13 protein-coding genes are annotated in these 17964 nt (G+C 71.6%); 5 read left to right on the top strand and 8 right to left on the bottom strand.

Annotation, left to right across the window (positions count from 1 at the left end; all coding sequences use genetic code 11):
• Nucleotides 1-345: 345 nt before the first annotated feature.
• Nucleotides 346-1542: a class I SAM-dependent rRNA methyltransferase gene (locus ACFOM9_RS10630; RefSeq protein WP_386710113.1), complete on the top strand. Its 1197-nt coding sequence runs from the start codon at nucleotides 346-348 to the stop codon at nucleotides 1540-1542.
• 196 nt (nucleotides 1543-1738) lie between these two features.
• Here ACFOM9_RS10630 and ACFOM9_RS10625 read toward each other — a convergent pair whose 3' ends face one another.
• Nucleotides 1739-2098, bottom strand: coding sequence for a DUF488 domain-containing protein (locus ACFOM9_RS10625; protein WP_386710110.1), 360 nt, complete (start codon nucleotides 2096-2098; stop codon nucleotides 1739-1741).
• Between the two features lie 10 nt (nucleotides 2099-2108).
• Nucleotides 2109-2669: a DinB family protein gene (locus ACFOM9_RS10620; protein ID WP_386710107.1), complete on the bottom strand. Its 561-nt coding sequence runs from the start codon at nucleotides 2667-2669 to the stop codon at nucleotides 2109-2111.
• 107 nt (nucleotides 2670-2776) lie between these two features.
• Here ACFOM9_RS10620 and rmuC point away from each other — a divergent pair, with 107 nt between their 5' ends.
• Nucleotides 2777-4108: a DNA recombination protein RmuC gene (rmuC, locus tag ACFOM9_RS10615; protein ID WP_386710104.1), complete on the top strand. Its 1332-nt coding sequence runs from the start codon at nucleotides 2777-2779 to the stop codon at nucleotides 4106-4108.
• Nucleotides 4109-4272: 164 nt separating this feature from the next.
• Here the strand turns inward: rmuC and ACFOM9_RS10610 are convergent, their stop codons facing one another.
• The 6 genes from ACFOM9_RS10610 to ACFOM9_RS10585 all read right to left on the bottom strand — a co-directional run bounded on the left by ACFOM9_RS10610 (nucleotide 4273) and on the right by ACFOM9_RS10585 (nucleotide 8537).
• Entirely contained in the window at nucleotides 4273-5358 is a 1086-nt protein-coding gene (locus tag ACFOM9_RS10610; protein WP_386710101.1) for an MlaA family lipoprotein, read from the bottom strand.
• A 66-nt stretch (nucleotides 5359-5424) separates the two neighbouring features.
• On the bottom strand, nucleotides 5425-5715 hold the full coding sequence (locus tag ACFOM9_RS10605; protein WP_386710098.1) for an STAS domain-containing protein: 291 nt from the start codon (nucleotides 5713-5715) through the stop codon (nucleotides 5425-5427).
• Nucleotides 5702-6361: an MlaC/ttg2D family ABC transporter substrate-binding protein gene (locus ACFOM9_RS10600; protein ID WP_386710095.1), complete on the bottom strand. Its 660-nt coding sequence runs from the start codon at nucleotides 6359-6361 to the stop codon at nucleotides 5702-5704. The genes ACFOM9_RS10605 and ACFOM9_RS10600 overlap by 14 nt, the downstream gene beginning before the upstream one ends.
• Entirely contained in the window at nucleotides 6358-6903 is a 546-nt protein-coding gene (mlaD, locus tag ACFOM9_RS10595; protein ID WP_386710092.1) for an outer membrane lipid asymmetry maintenance protein MlaD, read from the bottom strand. Before mlaD ends, ACFOM9_RS10600 begins: the two co-directional genes overlap by 4 nt.
• Before the next feature lie 102 nt (nucleotides 6904-7005).
• Nucleotides 7006-7755 carry an MlaE family lipid ABC transporter permease subunit gene (locus ACFOM9_RS10590; protein WP_386710089.1) on the bottom strand — a complete coding sequence of 250 codons (750 nt, stop codon included), beginning with the start codon at nucleotides 7753-7755 and terminating at the stop codon, nucleotides 7006-7008.
• A complete protein-coding gene (locus ACFOM9_RS10585; RefSeq protein ID WP_386710086.1) occupies nucleotides 7755-8537 on the bottom strand; it encodes an ABC transporter ATP-binding protein in 783 nt (260 codons plus the stop codon). The genes ACFOM9_RS10590 and ACFOM9_RS10585 overlap by 1 nt, the downstream gene beginning before the upstream one ends.
• Nucleotides 8538-8940: 403 nt before the next feature.
• On the opposite strand from ACFOM9_RS10585, the gene recC reads away from it, so the two are divergent.
• Genes recC through recD form a run of 3 tightly spaced genes read left to right on the top strand, consistent with a single transcriptional unit; the run spans nucleotide 8941 to nucleotide 17878 of the window.
• Entirely contained in the window at nucleotides 8941-12387 is a 3447-nt protein-coding gene (recC, locus tag ACFOM9_RS10580; protein WP_386710083.1) for an exodeoxyribonuclease V subunit gamma, read from the top strand.
• A complete protein-coding gene (locus tag ACFOM9_RS10575) occupies nucleotides 12384-16112 on the top strand; it encodes a UvrD-helicase domain-containing protein (protein WP_386710080.1) in 3729 nt (1242 codons plus the stop codon). Before recC ends, ACFOM9_RS10575 begins: the two co-directional genes overlap by 4 nt.
• Nucleotides 16109-17878 carry an exodeoxyribonuclease V subunit alpha gene (gene recD, locus ACFOM9_RS10570; protein WP_386710077.1) on the top strand — a complete coding sequence of 590 codons (1770 nt, stop codon included), beginning with the start codon at nucleotides 16109-16111 and terminating at the stop codon, nucleotides 17876-17878. The genes ACFOM9_RS10575 and recD overlap by 4 nt, the downstream gene beginning before the upstream one ends.
• The last annotated feature ends 86 nt before the right edge of the window (nucleotides 17879-17964 follow it).

The raw sequence follows: 17964 nt of genomic DNA, 5'->3' as shown, positions 1-17964 counted from the left end.
GGCCGGGTGATCCAGACGAGGGTCGTTGCGCCATGGATGGCGCGACGCTCCATTTTCGATTGAACCGTGCGCTAGCGACCCACCACGGCCCGCCGAGCTCCGGTCAGGACGCGATCCGGCACCGGTTTTCGTTGCGCCAAGGATGCCGTAATCCGTTCCCAAGCGGCAGCGCTCCAAATTCGCGTGGCCATGGCCTCCGCGCGAAATTCCTGCTTCTACGGATCGTCGAAGAGCTCGCGGCTGAAGCCGCTCCTACAGGGTGCATGGCGATGTCGTCCGGGCGCCCATTGCGGCGCTGCAGGCCGCAAGCCTTCGTGACTCGACCCAGTGCGCGATAATGCGCGCATGACCGACGCCATCCCCACCGTCCGCCTGCGCAACGCCTGGCGCGGCAGCCACCCGTGGATCTTCCAGAAGCTGGTGGAAAAGCCCGCGCAGCGGCCCAAGCCGGGCAGCATCGTCGACGTGGTCGGCGTCGACGGCACCTGGATCGGACGCGGCTTCTACAACGGCCATTCGCGCATCGCGCTGCGCATGCTCGAAGCCGACCCGGATGTCGCCGTCGACGCCGCGTGGTTCGCGCATCGCATCGGCGAGGCGGTGCGCCTGCGCCGCGACATCCTCCGCCTCGACGCCGTGTCCGATGCCTGGCGCGTGGTGCACAGCGAAGGCGACGGCCTCAGCGGGCTGGTGGTCGACCGCTACGGCGACCTGCTGGTGGTCGAGTTCTTCAGCGCCGGCATGTTCCGCCATCGCGAATGGATCTACGAGGCGCTGCTCGCGCAGTTCCCCGGCGCGCGCTTCTACAGCTTCGCCGACGAACACGTGCAGAAGCAGGAAAGCTTCGACTACCGCCCGGTCAGCAGCAGCGGCGCGGCCCCGGAGCCGGCGATCATCACCGAGCACGGCATCCGCTTCCGCGCCGATCCCGCTGGCGCGCACAAGACCGGTTTCTTCGCCGACCAGCGCGAGAACCGCGAATGGCTGTCGCACCAGGTGCAGGGCCGCCGCGTGCTCGACCTGTGCTGCAACACCGGCGGCTTCGGGGTCTACGCCGCGGCGCGCGGCGCACAGGAGGTGGTCGGCATCGACATCGACCAGGACGTGCTCGACATCGCACGCGGCAACGCCAAGCTCAACATGCCGTTCGAGGGCGGCGCGCGCATCCGCTTCGTCCAGGCCGACATCTTCCCGTGGCTGCGCGACGCCGCGAGTGCGGGCGATGCCTACGACGTGGTCGTGCTCGACCCGGCGAAGATGACCCGCGACCGCGAGCAGGTGATCCCTGCGCTGAAGAAATACCTCGACATGAACAAGCTGGCGCTGGGCGTGGTGAAGCCAGGCGGCCTGCTGGCGACGTTCTCGTGCACCGGGCTGGTCAGCGAGGAACAGTTCCTCGACATGCTGCGCCGCGCCGCGTTCTATGCCGGGCGCACGATCCAGGTGCTGAAGGTGTCCGGCGCTGGCCCCGACCATCCGTTCCTGGCCAACGTGCCCGAATCGCGCTATCTCAAGGCGGTCTTCTGCCGCGTGCTGGACTGACGTTTCGGCAGGAACTAAGCCGTTCCTGGCCGCGCGACGCCGATCCTCGACCTCGTAGCGGCGCGCATCCGCAGGCGCAACGGCGGTCGCAACCGGCGGCCCACGCTCGCGCCGAACCCAATCCTGCAGCAGCAATTCGCGCGCCTCCAGCTATCCGACGCAACTTGCCATCGGGATGAACGCCTGATGGACCGCGTTACCGCGCGCGATGCGCGCTCAGGTACTCGCACAGCGCGACGGCGTTGTTGTGCGTTTCCTCGCGCGTGCCGAACAGCAGCGTGTTCGGCCCCCGCGGCGACAGTGTTGCGCGCAGAGCAGCGACCGCTTCCGGGTTGGCGTCGAGCTCGGCGAAATAGCGTTCGCGAAACCCGTCCCACTTCGCCGCGTCGTGGCCGAACCACTGGCGCAGTGCGTCGCTCGGTGCGACGTCCCTGATCCAGGCGACGTCGCCGAGCTTCTGCTTCGACAGGCCGCGCGGCCACAGCCGGTCGACCAGGATGCGGTGGCCGTCGTCGTCGCCGGGCGGCAGGTAGGCGCGCTTGCTGCGCAGTTGCACGACACTGTCCTCAGTGCGGGCGCGGTGCGGCGGCCGTGTCCACGCCGGCGTCGGGAACCAGGGCAAGCAGGTCAGTCACGCCGACGTCCACGCCGGCCTGGCTCAACAGCGTGGTCACCTGGCCGCGATGGTGCGCCTGGTGGTTGAAGAAGTGCAGCAGCAGCGGCGCAAGCTGGCGCCGGAAGCGCGCGCCGCGGGTGTTGCCGTAGTGCAGGACGTGGCGCAGGTCGGGTTCGCCCAGCACGGACACCCAGCGTTCGATGATGGCGTCGAGCCAGCCTCGGTGCGCGGCGAGCGCGGCGAATTCGGGGAATGGCATCGCGTCGAGCCGCTCGGGCTGCGGCAGCGCGCGAACCGGATCGAGCTCCGCGTGGCGCGCGGGCAGGTCGGCGAAGCGGCGCAGCCAGATCGTGTCGGCGACCACCAGGTGGTTGAGGGTGCCGAGGATCGAGCGGAAAAACGCCCCCCGGTCGCGCGCCAGCTCCTCGCCCGGCAGCGTGCCCGCGGCGGCGTACAGGCGCTCGTTCATCCAGCGGTTGTAGGCGGCCAGCAGCACGAAGTGCGAATGCATCGGGGTTCCGGCGGCGGAGCTCGCGCGCATTGTCGCGCCGCCGCGACGCGTGCGCCAGCGCGCCGCCGGATCGCAACCGCTGCGACGGCGCCGCTTACACTGTCGGCATGTCCGATACCATGCTCCTGGTGCTGTTGCTGGTCGCCGTCCTTGCGGCGGTCGCCCTGTTGGTCGTGCTGCTGCTGCGCAAGCCCGAGCGCGCGCTCGAAGCGGCGTTGCGCGAGGAGCAGCGCGACGGCCGCGGCGAACTGCGCCAGCAGCTCGACAGCCTGTCAAGCGCGCAGGCGCAGCGCATCGAAGGCTTCGGCGCGCGCCTGACCGAGTTCAGCACACGCACCGACCAGCGGCTGGACGTGCTGCGCGAAGCGCTGACCGAGGACGCGCGCAAGTCGCGCAGCGAAGGCGCCGACCTGCAGCAGCGCTTCGCCGACACGCTCGGCCAGCGCCTGGCCGAGCTGACCCAGCGCAACGAGCAGCGCATCGGCGAGATGCGCAGCACGCTCGAATCGCAGCTGCAGAAGCTGCAGGCCGACAACGCCTCGAAGCTCGAGCAGATGCGCGCCACGGTCGACGAGAAGCTGCAGTCCACGCTCAATACGCGCCTGGATGCTTCGTTCAAGCTGGTTTCCGAGCGGCTGGAGGCGGTGCAGCGCGGCCTGGGCGAAATGCAGCAGCTGGCGATCGGGGTCGGCGACCTCAAGCGCGTGCTGGGCAACGTCAAGACCCGCGGCACCTTCGGCGAGGTGCAGCTGGGCGCGCTGCTCGAGCAGGTGCTGACGATCGAGCAGTACGAGACCAACTGCATCACCGTGCCGGGCACCAGCGAGCGCGTCGAGTTCGCGGTCAAGCTGCCCGGCACCCACGCCGGCCAGCCGGTGCGGCTGCCGATCGACGCCAAGTTCCCGCGCGAAGACTACGAACGGCTGATGGATGCGCACGACCGCGCCGACGCCGAGGGCGTCACCGCGTCGGCCGCTTCGCTCGAGCGCCAGGTGCGGGTGGAGGCCAAGCGCATCCGCGACAAGTACCTGTCGCCGCCGCACACCACCGACTTCGCACTGCTGTTCCTGCCGACCGAGGGGTTGTATGCAGAAGTGCTGCGCCGGCCGGGCCTGTTCGACGGCCTGCAGCGCGAATTCCGCGTGACCCTGGTCGGCCCGACCACGCTGCTGGCGCTGCTCAACAGCCTGCAGATGGGCTTCCGCACGCTGGCGATCGAACAGCGTTCGAGCGAGGTGTGGCAGCTGCTGGGCGGGGTGAAGGCGGAGTTCGGCAAGTTTGCCGGCGTGCTGGAAAAGGCGCACGGGCAGCTGGACACCGTGCAGAACAGCATCAAGGCCGCCGGCGTGCGCACGCGCGCGATCGAACGCCAGCTCAAGGGCGTGGAAACCTTGCCCGGCGCAGAGACGCAGAAGCTGCTGGGCGAAGACGGCGAATAGGCGCGCCCCGGCCCGATACCTGTAGAGCGGCTCCAGCCGCGAGCTTCAGCTCCCTCCCCTGCGAAGGCAGGGGAGGGTTGGGGAGGGGTGTCTTCAGGATCAATCGGAACCGTGGGCACCCCTCCCAGCCTCCCCCTGCCTTCGCAGGGGGCGGAAGCTCATGGCTAGTTCGTCGGTGCGCCCGGAATGATCGGCATCACGTCCACCGGCACCGTCGGGTTGGCGCTGTCCTCGCGCAGGTAGTCCGGGAGCTCGCTGTCGTCGACCTTGCGTTCGCGATCGCCGAAGATCTGGTAGTTGCGACGCTGCAGCCAGGCGTCGCGCACCAGCGAATAGTCGTCCACCGCCCCTGCGCGCATGCTGTCCACGGCGAACAGCTGGGTGCGCACGTCGACCAGCTGCAGGCCCTGCAGGAACACGCGGGTCTTGTCGTCCTCAACCTGGCGGATCGGCGACAGCTGGCCGTCGCCGACCAGGCCGAAGCTGTCGCGCACCGTGCGCGGCCCGAACAGCGGCAGTTCGACATAGCGCGACGTCTTCCAGCCCCACACGCCCAAGGTCTGGCCGAAATCCTCGCTCTTGTTGGGCAGCTTGGCGTCGCTCGCCGGGTCGAAGATGCCGCCGATGCCGACCGTGCTGTTGAGCGCGAAGCGTCCCAGCGACTGCGCCGCCTGCTTCGGCTTGCCCTGCAGCAGCGCATTCAACGCGCTGACCGGCTGGCCGAGGTTGTGGAAGAAGTTGCTCACGCCCAGACGCAGCGGCCGCGGCACGACTTTCACGTAGGCCTTGGCCAGCGGCGTGGCGATGGCGCGGTCGACGACGTTGTTGAACGCGTGCACGCGGCGATTGAGCTTCTCCCAGGGGTCGAAGCTGCTGGGCAGCTGCGCGGGCGCGGGGAGGGTCGCATCGTAGACCGGGTCGTAGGGCGGCTCGCCGTAGAGCGCGGCGTAGTCGAGTTCGGCCTGGGTGGGCGCGCCGGCGCTGGCCTGGGCGTCGGTCGCATCGATGGCCGGAAAGGCGTCGTCGTCGATTGTGGTGGACGAGAGGCCGCTGTCCGGCATCGGAACGGAGACGGCTTCGCCCGACGGCACCTGCGCGCCGATGTCCTGCGTCGCTGCCGCCGTCGGCGCCGTGCTTCCAACCGGCGGTGGTGGTGCGTCGTCGCGCACGCCGCTCTGGCTGGCGCAGGCGCCCAGCATCAGGGCCAGCGATGCGGCGATCGTCGCGCGGAAGACGGCATGGCGGGTCATGGTCGGGATTCGCAGGATTCGGGGGGAAGGGAGGGACATCCAGGTCACCAGGTCGGACAACAGGTTTCAGGCCGCGAAGCCGAGCGCGGGCGACAGCCGGTAGGCGCCGCGCAGTTCGGCCAGCCCCTCCGGCGCGCCGTCGATCGCGACTTCTCCACCGGCGCGCGCGGCCAGCTCGGCCAGCAGAGCGAGGCCGGCGCTGTCGATGCGTCCGACCGCGCGCACGTCCAGACGCCGCACGTCGGCGAGCGCCTTGGGCACCTGCCGCCACAGCGCGGCCACGTCGTCGCGCAGCAGCGCGCCGGTGAACACCAGCGCATGGCCGTCGCGGCGAAGGCCGGCGCTACTTGTCGGCATCGGCCTGCAGCTTGCCGGTGCGCAGTTCGGCCGCGACCTGCGCGATCGACTTGGTCTGCAGCTGCTGGTCGAACTGCTGGCGGAAGGTCTGCACGAACGACACGCCCTCGACCATCACGTCGAACACCTTCCACTGGCCGCCGGACTGGCGCATCAGGTAGTCGACCGGGATCGCGTCGCCGTCGCTGCGCAGCATTTCGCTGGACACCTTCACCCCAAGGCCGCGCGGCAGCGGGGTCTCGGACTTCACCCGCACCCGCAGCTTGGTGTTGAAGCTCAGCAGCGACGAGCCGTAGCGCTGCATCAGGTTGTCGGCGAGCGCGTCGCCGAACGCCTTGATGTCGGCGTCCGAGGCGCCGCGGCCGTGGCGGCCGAGCACTTGGCGCGCCGCGTAGTCGCGGTCGAACATCGAGTTGAACTCGCCGCTGACGAACTGGCGCAGCGCGGACGGGTTCTTCGTGAATTCAGCGCGGCGGCTCTCCAGCGTGGTGAGGATGCGCTGACTGTTGTCGAGCACCAGCTTGCTGGGCGTGGGCTGGGTGGTGGCCGCGGCTGCGGCCTGCGGCGCGGCGTGCACCGGCAGCAGCGCCGGGGCCGAAGCCAGCAGCGCGCCGGCGACGAGAAGGGGGAGGAGTTTACGGTTCATGGCTGGGGGGCTTCCATGGGGGAGGGGGTTTGCGTCGTGCCGGCGTCATCGCCGGGCGCTGCGGCTGGCTCGGCCGCGGGTTTGCCGCCGCCGCTGAACATGTATTTGCCGACCATTTGGATGATGTCGACCGCAGGCGTGGTGAATGCGATCTCTTCGCCCGGTTTCAAGCTCTCGACGTCGCCGCCGGGCTGCAGGCCGATGTAGCTCTCGCCGAGCAGGCCGTTGGTCAGGATGCCGGCCGAGGTGTCCGCCGACAGGTCCTGGTAGCGGTTGTCGATGTCGAGGGTGACCACCGAATCGAGCTTGACCGGATCCAGGGTGATGTCGCCCACCCGGCCGATGGTGACGCCGCCGATCTTCACCGGCGCCATCGGCCGCAGCGGCCCGATGTTGGTGAAGCGCGCCTTGAGCTCGTAGGTGTCGCCGCCGAAGCCGAACTTGCCGTTGGTCGAGGCGATCGCCAGCACCAGCATCGACGCGAGCGCCAGCAGCAGGAACGCACCGACCGCGAATTCGAGACGTGGACCGCGGGTTGTCATGGGGCTTGCCTCTTCAATGTGGTCGTTCCCGGGCGCACCAAAGGATCTGCCTTCGGAGCTTCGGGTAACAGGTGCCTGGCTGCGCTCCGGATCACGGTGGGGTCACCGGAACAGCAGCGCGGACAGGACGAAGTTGAACATCAGCACCAGCAGCGAGGCGTTGACCACCGCGCGCGTGGTCGCCACCGAGGTGCCTTCGATGGTCGGCTCGGCGTGATAGCCGACGTACGACGCCACCAGCGCCGCGGTGCCGCCGAACACCGCCGACTTCTCGAACGCGACCAGGAAGTCGTGGCGATAGTCGACCGCATCGCGCAGCACCTGCCAGAACGTGCCGGCATCGATGCCGATCACGTGCACGGCTTCGAAATAACTCGCGCTGATGCCGAGGCTGCAGAAGAAGCCGGTCAGCAGCGGCACGCAGATGACCGCCGCCCAGAAGCGCGGCGCGACCGCCTTGGCCACCGGGTCGATCGCCATCAGCCCGAGCGCGGTGATCTGGTCGGTGGCGCGCATCAGGCCCAGTTCGGCAGCGATCGACGAACCGGCGCGGCCGATGAACAGCAGCGCGGTCAGCACTGGCGCCAGCTCGCGGTACAGGCCCAGACCGACCAGGGCGCTGATCTGGTTGGCCGCGCCGTAGGTTTCCAGCGCCCGGTAGCCCAGCAGCGTGACCGACAGCCCGACGAAGGCGCCGCCGACCGCGATGATCGGCAGCGAGCGCGCGCCGATCTTGTAGATCTCGCGCACCAGTTCGGCGAAGAAGTCCGCGGTCGGCTTCGACGCGCGCAGCACCGACAGCGAGAACAGCCCGGCGCGGCCGAGCGAGCGGATCGCAGCGACGAACGGCATCACGCGGCCTCCCGGCTGCGTTCGGCGGTATCGAACGCGATGGGCCCGTCCGGCTCGCCGCGCAGGAACTGCAGCACCAGCGGATCGGACGTTGCTTCTAGCTCCGCAGGCGTGCCCGAGAACACGATCTTCCCGTTGGCGATCACGATCGCGCGGTCGGCGACGGGTAGCGTCTCGTGCACGTGGTGGGTGACGATGATGCTGGTCAGGCCGAGGCTGGCGTTGAGGCGCGCGATCAGGCTCATGATCACGCCCGACGCGATCGGGTCGAGCCCGGTCAGCGGCTCGTCGTAGATCATCAGCGGCGGGTCCAGCGCCAGCGCGCGCGCCAGCGCCACGCGCCGCGCCATGCCGCCGGACAGCTCGCGCGGATACAGGTCGCCCGCGGTGCGCAGGCCGACCGCGTGCAGCTTCATCGCAACCAGCCGGTCGATCACCGGCCGCGGCAGCCTGGTGTGCGTGCGCAGCGGCAGCGCGATGTTCTCGGCGACGGTCAGGTCGGTCAGCAGGCCGTTGCCCTGCAGCAGCACGCCGATGCCCTTGCGCAGCTCGAGAAGCGCCCGCTGGCGCTGCGGCACCGGCTGGCCGAGCACTTCAACAGTGCCTGCGGCCGGGACCAGTTCGCCGGTCAGGGCAGCGAGCAGAGTCGACTTGCCGCTGCCCGACGGCCCCAGCACCGCGGTGATGCTGCCGCGCGGCACCGCCAGGTCGACCCCGGACAGCACCGCCCGCGCGCCGCGATCGAGGCGGACACCGGACAGACGCACGGCGATGTCTTGCATTGGCGTGGCGACAGGCATGCAGGCGGGGGCTCGGGAATGGGGAACCGCAGGCGCGCGGACGAAATCCCGCGCAGCATGGGCAAAACCGGCTGAACAAGGCAGGAGTGGCTGAACCGCGCGGTACAGGAATTATCGCGCAATCGGACGTCGGCGCGCGTATCCACTGTAGGAGCGGCGGAAGCCGCGAGCTTTTGCTCCCTCCCCCTGCGAAGGCAGGGGAGGGTTGGGGAGGGGTGTCTTCCGGATCATCTCGAACCGTGACCATCCCCTCCCAGCCTCCCCCTGCCTTCGCAGGGGGAGGGGCCACAGCAAAGCTCCGGCTTCCGCAGCTCCTATAAACGCTTCGGCCGCCCCCGACATGTTCGTATCGCGAGGTGCGACCGCGCTCCGGCATCATGGCCGCATGGCCGCACGCGCGAGCGACTTCCGCCTTTACCACTCCAACGCCCTCGACGTGCTCGCCGCGCTGCTGGCAGAGGAGCTGCGCACGCCCGCGCCCGGGCAGCCGCTGCTGGCGCCGGACACGATCCTGGTCCCGCAGGTGGCGATGCGGCGCTGGCTGCAGGCCACGCTGGCCGCGCGCCACGGCATCGCCGCCAACCTCGAGTTCCTCACCCCCGGCGAATTCGTCGCCCGCGCGCTGGCCGCCAACCCGGCGCCGGATGCAGATGCGAGTACCGAAGAGCTCGACGCCGACAGCCTGCACTGGCACCTGTACGCCGCGCTGCTCGACCCGGCCCTGCGCGCGCGCCCGGCGCTGGCGCAGTTGGCCGCCTACCTCGACGGCGACGATCCGCTGAAGGCGTGGACCCTGGCCGGTGAACTGGCCGGCGTGTTCGGCAAGTACCAGGCCTGGCGCCGCGACTGGCTGCTGCGCTGGGAAGCCGGCGCCGACCGCGACGACCCGCAGGCGATCCTGTGGCGCGCGGTCGCCAGCGGCCGCGACCACCGCGCCCGCCGCATCCAGGATTACCTCGCGCGGTTCGGAAGCCTGTCCGGCGAGGGCACCGATGCCGCGCCCGCCGGCCTGCCACCAAGGCTGTTCGCCTTCGGCACGCTCAACGTCTCGCCCGACGTGCTGCGGGTGATGGCCACGCAGGCCCGCGTCGGCACGCTGCACTTCTACCTGCCCACGCCGACGAAGGAATACTGGGGCGACCTGCAGTCGCTGGGCGCGCGGCTGCGCGCGGGCGACGAGCCATTCGGGGACGAAGCCGCCGACAACCCGCTGCTGCGCGCCTGGGGCTCGGCCGGAAAAGATTTCTTGGCGCTGCTGGGCAGCTACGAAGTGGTGCATCCGTCCGGCGAGATCGCCGCCTACGTCGACCCGGACGCCGACACCCGGCCCACGCTCGCCGAAGGCGGGCTGCGCGACAGCCTGCTGCGCCGGATGCAGGCCGATCTGTTCCACCGCCGCGCGCGGCCGTCCGGCACGCCGCGCGCCGAGGTCGATCGCGACGACGCCAGCCTGCAGGCGCACGCCTGCCACACCCGCCTGCGCGAACTGCAGGTGCTGCACGACCGCCTGCGCGCGCTGCTGGAAGACAAGCGCTTCGATCCGCCGCTGCAGCCGCGGGAGATCGCGGTGCTGGCGCCGGACATCGATCCCTACGTGCCGTATCTCGACGCGGTGTTCGGCGGTCACGGCCATGGCGATGGCGCGTCCGGGCAGCCCATCCCGTGGGCGATGGCCGACGCCAGCCCGCTCGCCGATGAGCCGCTGGCCGCCGCGTTCCTGCGCCTGCTGGCGCTGCCGGTGTCGCGCTTCGGGCTGGTCGAGACGCTCGACCTGCTCGCCAGCCCGCCGCTGGCCGAGGCCGCGGGCCTCGATGCCGGCGCGTTCGAACGCCTGCACGGCTGGCTGCATGCCGCCGGCGCGCGCTGGGGCATCGACGCCGCGCACCGCGCGCGGCTGGGCGCGCCGGACGACGACGCCTACACCTGGCAGTTCGCGCTCGACCGGCTGCTGCTCGGCCACGCCAGCGGCGACGACAGCCAGATCCGCGGCGATGCGCAGGTGGTCGCGCCGTGGCCGGAGCTGGAAGGCGGCGCGCTCGACGCGCTCGACACCCTCGTGCGGCTGCTTCGCGTGCTTGCCCGGCACCAGCACGTGCTGGGCGAAGCCATGCCGCCGGTGCGCTGGCGCGAGCGCCTGCTCGAACTGCTCGACGCGCTGCTGCCGCGGCCGCCTTCGACGCAGGGCGGCCAGCGCGCGCTCGACCGGCTGCGCTCGCTGGTCGATGCGTTCGCCGCCCAGGCCGAACGCGCCGGATTCGACGCGCCGGTGCCGGGTGAAGTGGTGCGCGCGCACTTCGCCGCCGTGCTGGGCGAGGCCGATACCCGCGCGCCGCTGCTCACCGGCGGCGTCAGCTTCGCGCGCATGGTGCCGATGCGGCTGCTGCCGTTCCGGGTGATCTGCCTGCTCGGCATGAACGACGGCGACTTCCCGCGCCGCGATCCGGCCGCCGGCCTCAACCGCCTCACCGCGGCGCTGGGCACAGACCAGCGCCGCTACGGTGACCGCTCCACCCGCGACGACGACCGCTACCTGTTCCTGCAGCTGTTCTCCGCCGCGCAGGACGTGTTCCACGTCAGCTGGCTCGGCGCCGACCCGCGCGACGGCAGCGCGCGCGAGCCGTCGGCGGTGGTGTCCGAACTGCTCGCCGCGGCGGCGGACTACCACGTCGCGCCGGACGATCCGCAGCGGGCGAAGAAGAAGGACGAGATCGTCGAAGCGCTGGTGCTGCGGCATCCGCTGCAGCCGTTCTCGCCGGCCGCGTTCGGCAGCGGCGACCCGCGCCATTTCAGCTATCGCGAACACTGGCACCCTGCGGCCGGGCGGCTGTCCGGCACGCGCACGACGCTGGCGCCGTGGATGGACGCGGCCACCGCACTGGCGCCGCCGTCCGAGGTCGAAACCGAACTGTCGCTCGACGCGCTGCGCCGCTTCCTGATGGCGCCGGCCGAGCAGTTCCTGCGCCAGCGCCTGGGCCTGCGCCTCGCGGAAGTGGACGCGGCGGGCGAAGACATCGAACCGCTGCAGGCGCCGGGTCGCGGACTCGAACGCAACCAGCTGCAGCGCGCGGTGTTCGACGCGCTGCTCGCAGGCGACGATCCGGGCGCCATGCATCCGGCGCTGCGCGCGCGCGGCCTGCTGCCGTCCGGGCCGCTGGGCCGGCGTGCGTTGGCCGAGGTACTGGATGAAGTGCGGCCGTACGCGCAGCACTTCGCGCAGTGGCGCGGCGACGCGCAGCCGCAGTCGCTGTCGCTCGACGTACAGGTCGACGGGTTGCGCCTGCACGGCCGCCTCGCCGACGCGTGGCCGCAGGGCATCGCGCGGCTGCGCTTCGGCGAACGCAACGGGCCGTCGGCGATCCGCAATGGACTGGACTGGCTGCTGGCCGCGGCGGCCGGGCTGGAACTGCCGTTCGTCGAATTCCAGGACAACGTGGATCACGGCGTCGCCGCGTATCCGCGCGAGGCGCTGTCGCGCGACGCCGCCATCGACGCGCTGCGCGGCCTGCTGGCCCTGCGCGCCGAAGGCCTGCGACGGCCGCTGCCGTTCGCGCCGTACAGCGCGTGGGCCCTGTTTGCCGCGCCGAACCAGGAGCGCGGCGTGCGTGCTGCCCGCGACCGCTGGCGCGGCAGCGCGCGCAGCTGGGCCGAGGGCGATGGCGAGGCGCTGCGGCTGGCGCTGCGCGGGCGCGACCCGTTCGCCGATGCCGAAGCGCTGCAGGAGTTTGCCGACACGGCGTTCGCCATCTACGGCGCGGTGATGCACGGCCAGCCCGCGGCCGCGCCGGACGGGTTCGAACCCCCCGCGGACGACGACGCGGAAGACGCCGCATGAGCGACGTTTCCGCACGCGACCCGTACCTGGACCTGCCGCTCGACGGCGTGCGCCTGGTCGAAGCCTCCGCCGGCACCGGCAAGACCTTCACCCTGGCCACGCTGGTGACGCGGCTGGTGGTCGAGCGCGGCCTGCGCGTGGGCCAGGTGCTGGCGGTGACCTATACCGAGGCGGCCACGCAGGAGCTGCGCAAGCGCATCCGCGAGCGCCTGCAGCTGGCGCTCGAACTGGTCGACGCGCCCGCGGGCGAAGAAGAGAACGCCGAAGTCGCGTTGACGCGCGACATCCTGCGCGCGCATCGCCAGCGCAGCGGCGAAAGCGAGGACGCGCTGCGCCGGCGGCTGCAGCGGGCGGTGATGGAAGTCGACCTCGCCGCGATCTTCACCATCCACGGCTTCTGCGCCCGCGTGCTGCGCGAGCACGCGCTGGAAAGCGGGCAGGGCTTCGACCCGCCGGACCTGCTGGGCAACGACCGCGAGCTGCGCGAGGCGCTTGCCGCCGACCTGTGGCGCGCGCACGGACGCGACGCCGACGGCGCCGATGACCTCGCCGCACTGTGGAAGGAAGGGCCGACGGCGCTGGCCGCCGACCTCGGCGCGCTGCTGCGCGAACCGGTCCTGCTGCCGCCGGCTGCATCGCTGCCGCCGGATCCCGCGCCCGCGCTGCACGCGGCGGGGCAGGCACTGGCCGCGGGGTTCCGCGCGCATGGCGAAGACTTCCTCGCCGCGCTGCTGGCCGCCGTCGAACGCAAGGTGCTCAACGGCAACAGCTACAAGGCCGAGTGGATCCGCGCGCTGTGGGCGCAGCTGGACGCGTGGTGCGAGGCCGGCGACGTTGCCGCGCAGCTCGACCAGCGCGTTGCGCGCCTGGCCCCGGAAGCACTGCAGGCCAAGACCAACAAGGCGCACGCCGGACGCACGCCCGAGTCACCGTTGTGCGCGTTGATCCCGCCGTACCTCGACGCCCTGCAGGCCTGCAACATCTATCTTGCCCGCCGGCGTGTCGCACTCCTGCATCGCCTGCGCGGCGATGCCCGCATCCGCCTAGCCCAGTCCAAGCGCCAGCGCCGGGTGCAGACCTACGACGACCTGATCGACGGCGTCGCCGACGCGCTCGACGGTCCGCGCGGCGACGCGCTGGCGCGCAGCCTGCGCGCGCAGTACGCGGTGGCGCTGGTGGACGAGTTCCAGGACACCGACGCGCGCCAGTGGAAGATCTTCGAGCGCGTGTTCGGCGGCGGCAGCGCCGAGCCGGCGTTGTTTCTCATCGGCGATCCCAAGCAGGCGATCTACGGCTTCCGCGGCGGCGACGTGCATGCCTACCTGCAGGCGCGCGACAGCGCGATCCAGGCGCCGCCGCTTGCCCACAACTTCCGCTCGCGGCCCTCGGTGCTGGCGGCGATCGACGCGCTGTACGCGCAAGCCGGCGAGGACGCCTTCGTCGATCCGCGCATCGGGTTCCGCAAGGTCAGCGCCGGCGGCCGCCGCGCGGACGCGGACTTCCTGCGCGATGGCGCGCCGGCACCCGCGCTCACCGTCTGGCAGGCGCCCGAGCCGCCGCCCGATTCCCGGGGCAGGGTCAAACCCTGGAACGCCGAGGACTCGCGCACGCTGGCCACCGGCGCCTGCGTCGCCGCGATCCACGCCGTGCTGGGCGATGCGCGCGCAGGCCGCGCCACGATCGACGGCGCGCCGGTGCAGCCCGGCGACATCGCCGTGCTGGTGCGCACCCACTTCGAGGCCAGCCGCATCCAGCACGCGCTCGCCGCCGTCGGCATCCCCGCCGTGGCGGCGGGCAAGCAGAGCCTCTTCGCCACCAGCGAAGCGCGCGAGCTGCACACGCTGCTGCTGGCGCTGCTGCAGGTCGGCGACGACGGCCGCCTGCGCGCGGCGCTGTCCACGGTGCTGGTCGGCGAGGATGCGGCCGCCATCGATGCGCTCGAGCATCCCGTCGACAAGCCGGCCGGCGACGCGCACCGCGAGTGGCAGCGCAAGACGCTGGCCTGGCGCGAGCGCCTGCTGCGCGGCGGCCCGCTCGCCCTGGTCAGCGACCTGTGCGCGGCGCACGCGCAGCGCCTGCTCGGCCTGGTCGACGGCGAGCGCCGGGTCAGCAACTACCTGCAGCTGGGCGAAGCGCTGGCCGAAGCACAGGCGCTCGCGCTCGGCCTGCATGGCCTGGTCGACTGGCTGGGCCGGCGCATCGCGCAGGCCGATCCCGACGACGAAACCCAGCTGCTGCGGCTCGAGTCCGACGCGCGCCGCGTGCAGATCGTCACCCTGCACAAGAGCAAGGGCCTGGAGTACCCGCTGGTGTTCCTGCCGTTCGCCGGCATCGGCCGCAAGGAACCTTCGCCCGGCCGGCACTGCGTGGCGCACCACGAACACAGCGAGCGCCGCCTGCACTGGCAGATCGCCCTCGACGATGCGGACTGGGAGTACGCGAAGGAGGCGTGGAAGATCGAGCAGCGCGCCGAGGACGCGCGCCTGCTGTATGTCGGCATGACCCGCGCCGAACACGCGCTGTGGATCGCCACCGGCCTGTTCTCCAACCACGACAACGCCGCGGTGGCGCCGATGCTGCGTGACGAGGCTGCGCTCGCCGCCGTGCCCGGCATCGCCTTCGACGACAACCCGCCGCCCGCGCAGCTGCCGCGCCTGCCGCCCGAATCCGACGCCGCCGTGCCGCCCGCGCGCGTCGCCAAGCGCGCGCTGTCGCACGACTGGTGGGTCTACAGCTTCACCCAGCTGTCCAACGCCGACGCCGGCAACGATCCGTCCGCCGCCGCCACGCTGCCCGTGCCCGGCGGCCGCGACGAACCGGCCGCGTCCGAAGACGTCGACGCGCCCGATGCCGACGCCTTCGACCCGCGCTTCGCCGGCACCCGCTTCGGCGTTGCGCTGCACGCCGCGTTGGAACGGATCGCGCTGCAGCCGGCCGGCTTTGCCGCCTGGCGCGACTGGCAGCCCGGCGACGCGGCCCCGGCCGGGCAGGCGCGCGTCATCGCCGATGCCCTGCGCGCCGAGGGCTACGCCGCCGACGTGCTCGACGACGGCATTGCCCTGGTCACGCGCCTGGTCGGCGCCACCCTGCGCGTCCCGCTGCCCGAGGGCGTGCGCCTGTGCGACGTGCCCGACGAAGCGCGCCGCCCCGAGATCGAATTCCAGTTCGCCCTCCAGCCCACCCGCGTCGACGCGCTGCTGCAGCTGCTGCACGCGCACGGCGTGGTCCGCGACCGCCACGGCTTCGGCCTGCGCCAGCGGCTGGAAGGCCTGATGACCGGCCTGGTCGACCTCACCTACCAGCACGACGGCCGCTGGCACGTGCTCGACTACAAGTCCAACCGCCTGCCGCGCTACCACGCCGCCGCGCTGCGCGACGCCATGGCGCACAGCGAGTACGACCTGCAGGCGCTGATCTACACCCTCGCGCTGCACCGCTGGCTGCGCTTCCGCCTCGGCGACGCCTCCGACGGCGGCGCCTATGACTACGCGCGCGACTTCGGCGGCATCCGCTACGTGTTCTGCCGCGGCATCGACCTTGGCGCGCCCGCGGAAGCACCGCCGGCAGGCGTGCACGCACAGCGCTTCGATCCCGAACTCGTCCACGCCCTCGACGCCCTGTTCGCCCGCGGCACCGAACCACCTTCCGGATCAAAGCCCCTCTCCCGCCTGCGGGGGAGAGATCGGGATGAAGGCTCGCCAGGTCGCGAGGAAGCATCCCCATGACCACGACCCCGCTCCTCGACGCCCTCCGGCGCGCCGGCATCCTGCGCACCCTCGACCACGCCCTCGCGCAAAGCCTGCGCCGCCTCGACCCCGACACCCCCGACGCCGTCCTCGCCGCCGCCGCGCTCGCCTCGCTCGCCGTCGCCCGCGGCCACGCCGGCTTCGACCCGGCCGCGCCGCGCGTCCTCGTCGACCACGACAGCGACATCCCGTGGCCCGACGCCGACGCCTGGCGAAGCGAACTGGCCGCCTCGCGCTGGGTCGCCGTGCCCGACACCGGCGCCGACATTTCCGACGCGAGCCGCCCGCTGGTGTTCGAAGGCGCGCCCGGCGCACCGGGCCTGCTCTACCTGCGCCGCTACCGCGAGTACGAGCGCCGCGTCGCCTCCGGCCTGCAGCGCATCGCCGCGCAGCCCGGCCCCGGCGGCGTCGACCTGGTCACCGGCGGCCCCGGCACCGGCAAGACCACCACCATCGCCCGCCGGCTGGTGGAACACGTCGAGCAGGCCCGCGAAGCGCACCGCGCCGAACCCCGCATCGCCCTGGCCGCCCCCACCGGCCGCGCCGCCGAGCGCATGGCCGAAAGCGTGCGCACCGCGCTGCGGGTGCTGGCCGTCGACGGCACCGACACCGGCGTCATCGACGCCCTGCCCACCACCGGCACCACCCTGCATCGCCTGCTCGGCACCATTCCCGACAGCCCGCGCTTCCGCCACCACGCCGACAACCCGCTGCCATTCGACGTGGTGGTCGTTGACGAAGCCTCGATGATCGACCTGCCGCTGATGGCCAAGCTGGTCGAAGCCGTCCCCGACGGCGCGCGCCTGATCCTCATCGGCGACCCCGACCAGCTTCCCTCGGTCGAAGCCGGCGACGTCCTCACCGGCATCCTCGCCGCGGCGGCGGGTGACGCCGACGCCGCCAACGCATTGCAGCCGCAGCCCGGTCCCGCAGGAGCGGCCCATGGCCGCGATCACCCAATGATCGCGCCAAACCCGAACTTCCCCGCCCGCCGCACCCACCTCACCCATTCCTGGCGCCAGCACGAAGCCCTGCAGCTCGCCCCGCTCGCCGCCGCCGTGCGCGCAGGCGACAACGCCACCGCCCTGTCGCTGCTGCGCGGCGGCACCCTGTCCGGCGTGCACTTCCACGAAGGCAGCGCCGACCCGCTGCAGACCCATCGCGACCACCTGCTCGCCCACTGGCGCGCGCTTGCCAACGCCGGCAACCCCGCCGAAGCCCTCGCGCTCGCTTCGCGCCTGCGCCTGCTCACCGCCGTGCGCGAAGGCCCGCAGGGCGCCCGCACCCTCAACGCCCGCATCGAACCTCTGCTCGCCGGCTCCGGCGCCGCCGCGAACCGCCACTTCCACGGCCGCCTCCTGCTGGTCACCGAGAACAGCTACCGCCACCGCCTGTTCAACGGCGACATCGGCATCTGCTTCCGCGACACCGACGGCAGCGTCATGGCCTGGTTCCCCGGCGACACGCCTGATGCGCCGCGCGCCTTCCACCCTGCCGCGCTGCCCGCGCACGACAGCGCCTTCGCCATGACCGTGCACAAGGCGCAGGGCTCGGAGTTCGACGAGGTGTGGTTGCTGCTGCCGCAGCACGACAGCCGCGTGCTGTCGCGCGAGCTGGTCTACACCGGCATCACGCGTGCGCGGCGGGAGCTGCATGTGGCGGGGAGTGCAGAGGGGATCACCGATGCGCTTACGCATCATGCCGAGCGGAACTCCGGGGTAGGTTGGAGGTTAAGAAACCTGTAAGGCGACTCTGAACCTTTCGCTGCTGCGCGTCTTGTCGATGTCGCAGTGCTATATTCATATTCAACTGATAGCTAGCATGAAAAAGA

Origin of the sequence: Luteimonas notoginsengisoli (assembly GCF_042648885.1) — a bacterium.
Lineage (GTDB): Bacteria > Pseudomonadota > Gammaproteobacteria > Xanthomonadales > Xanthomonadaceae > Luteimonas > Luteimonas notoginsengisoli.
The sequence above is the reverse complement of the archived record's forward strand: the minus strand, read 5'-3'. Positions and strand labels throughout refer to the sequence as shown.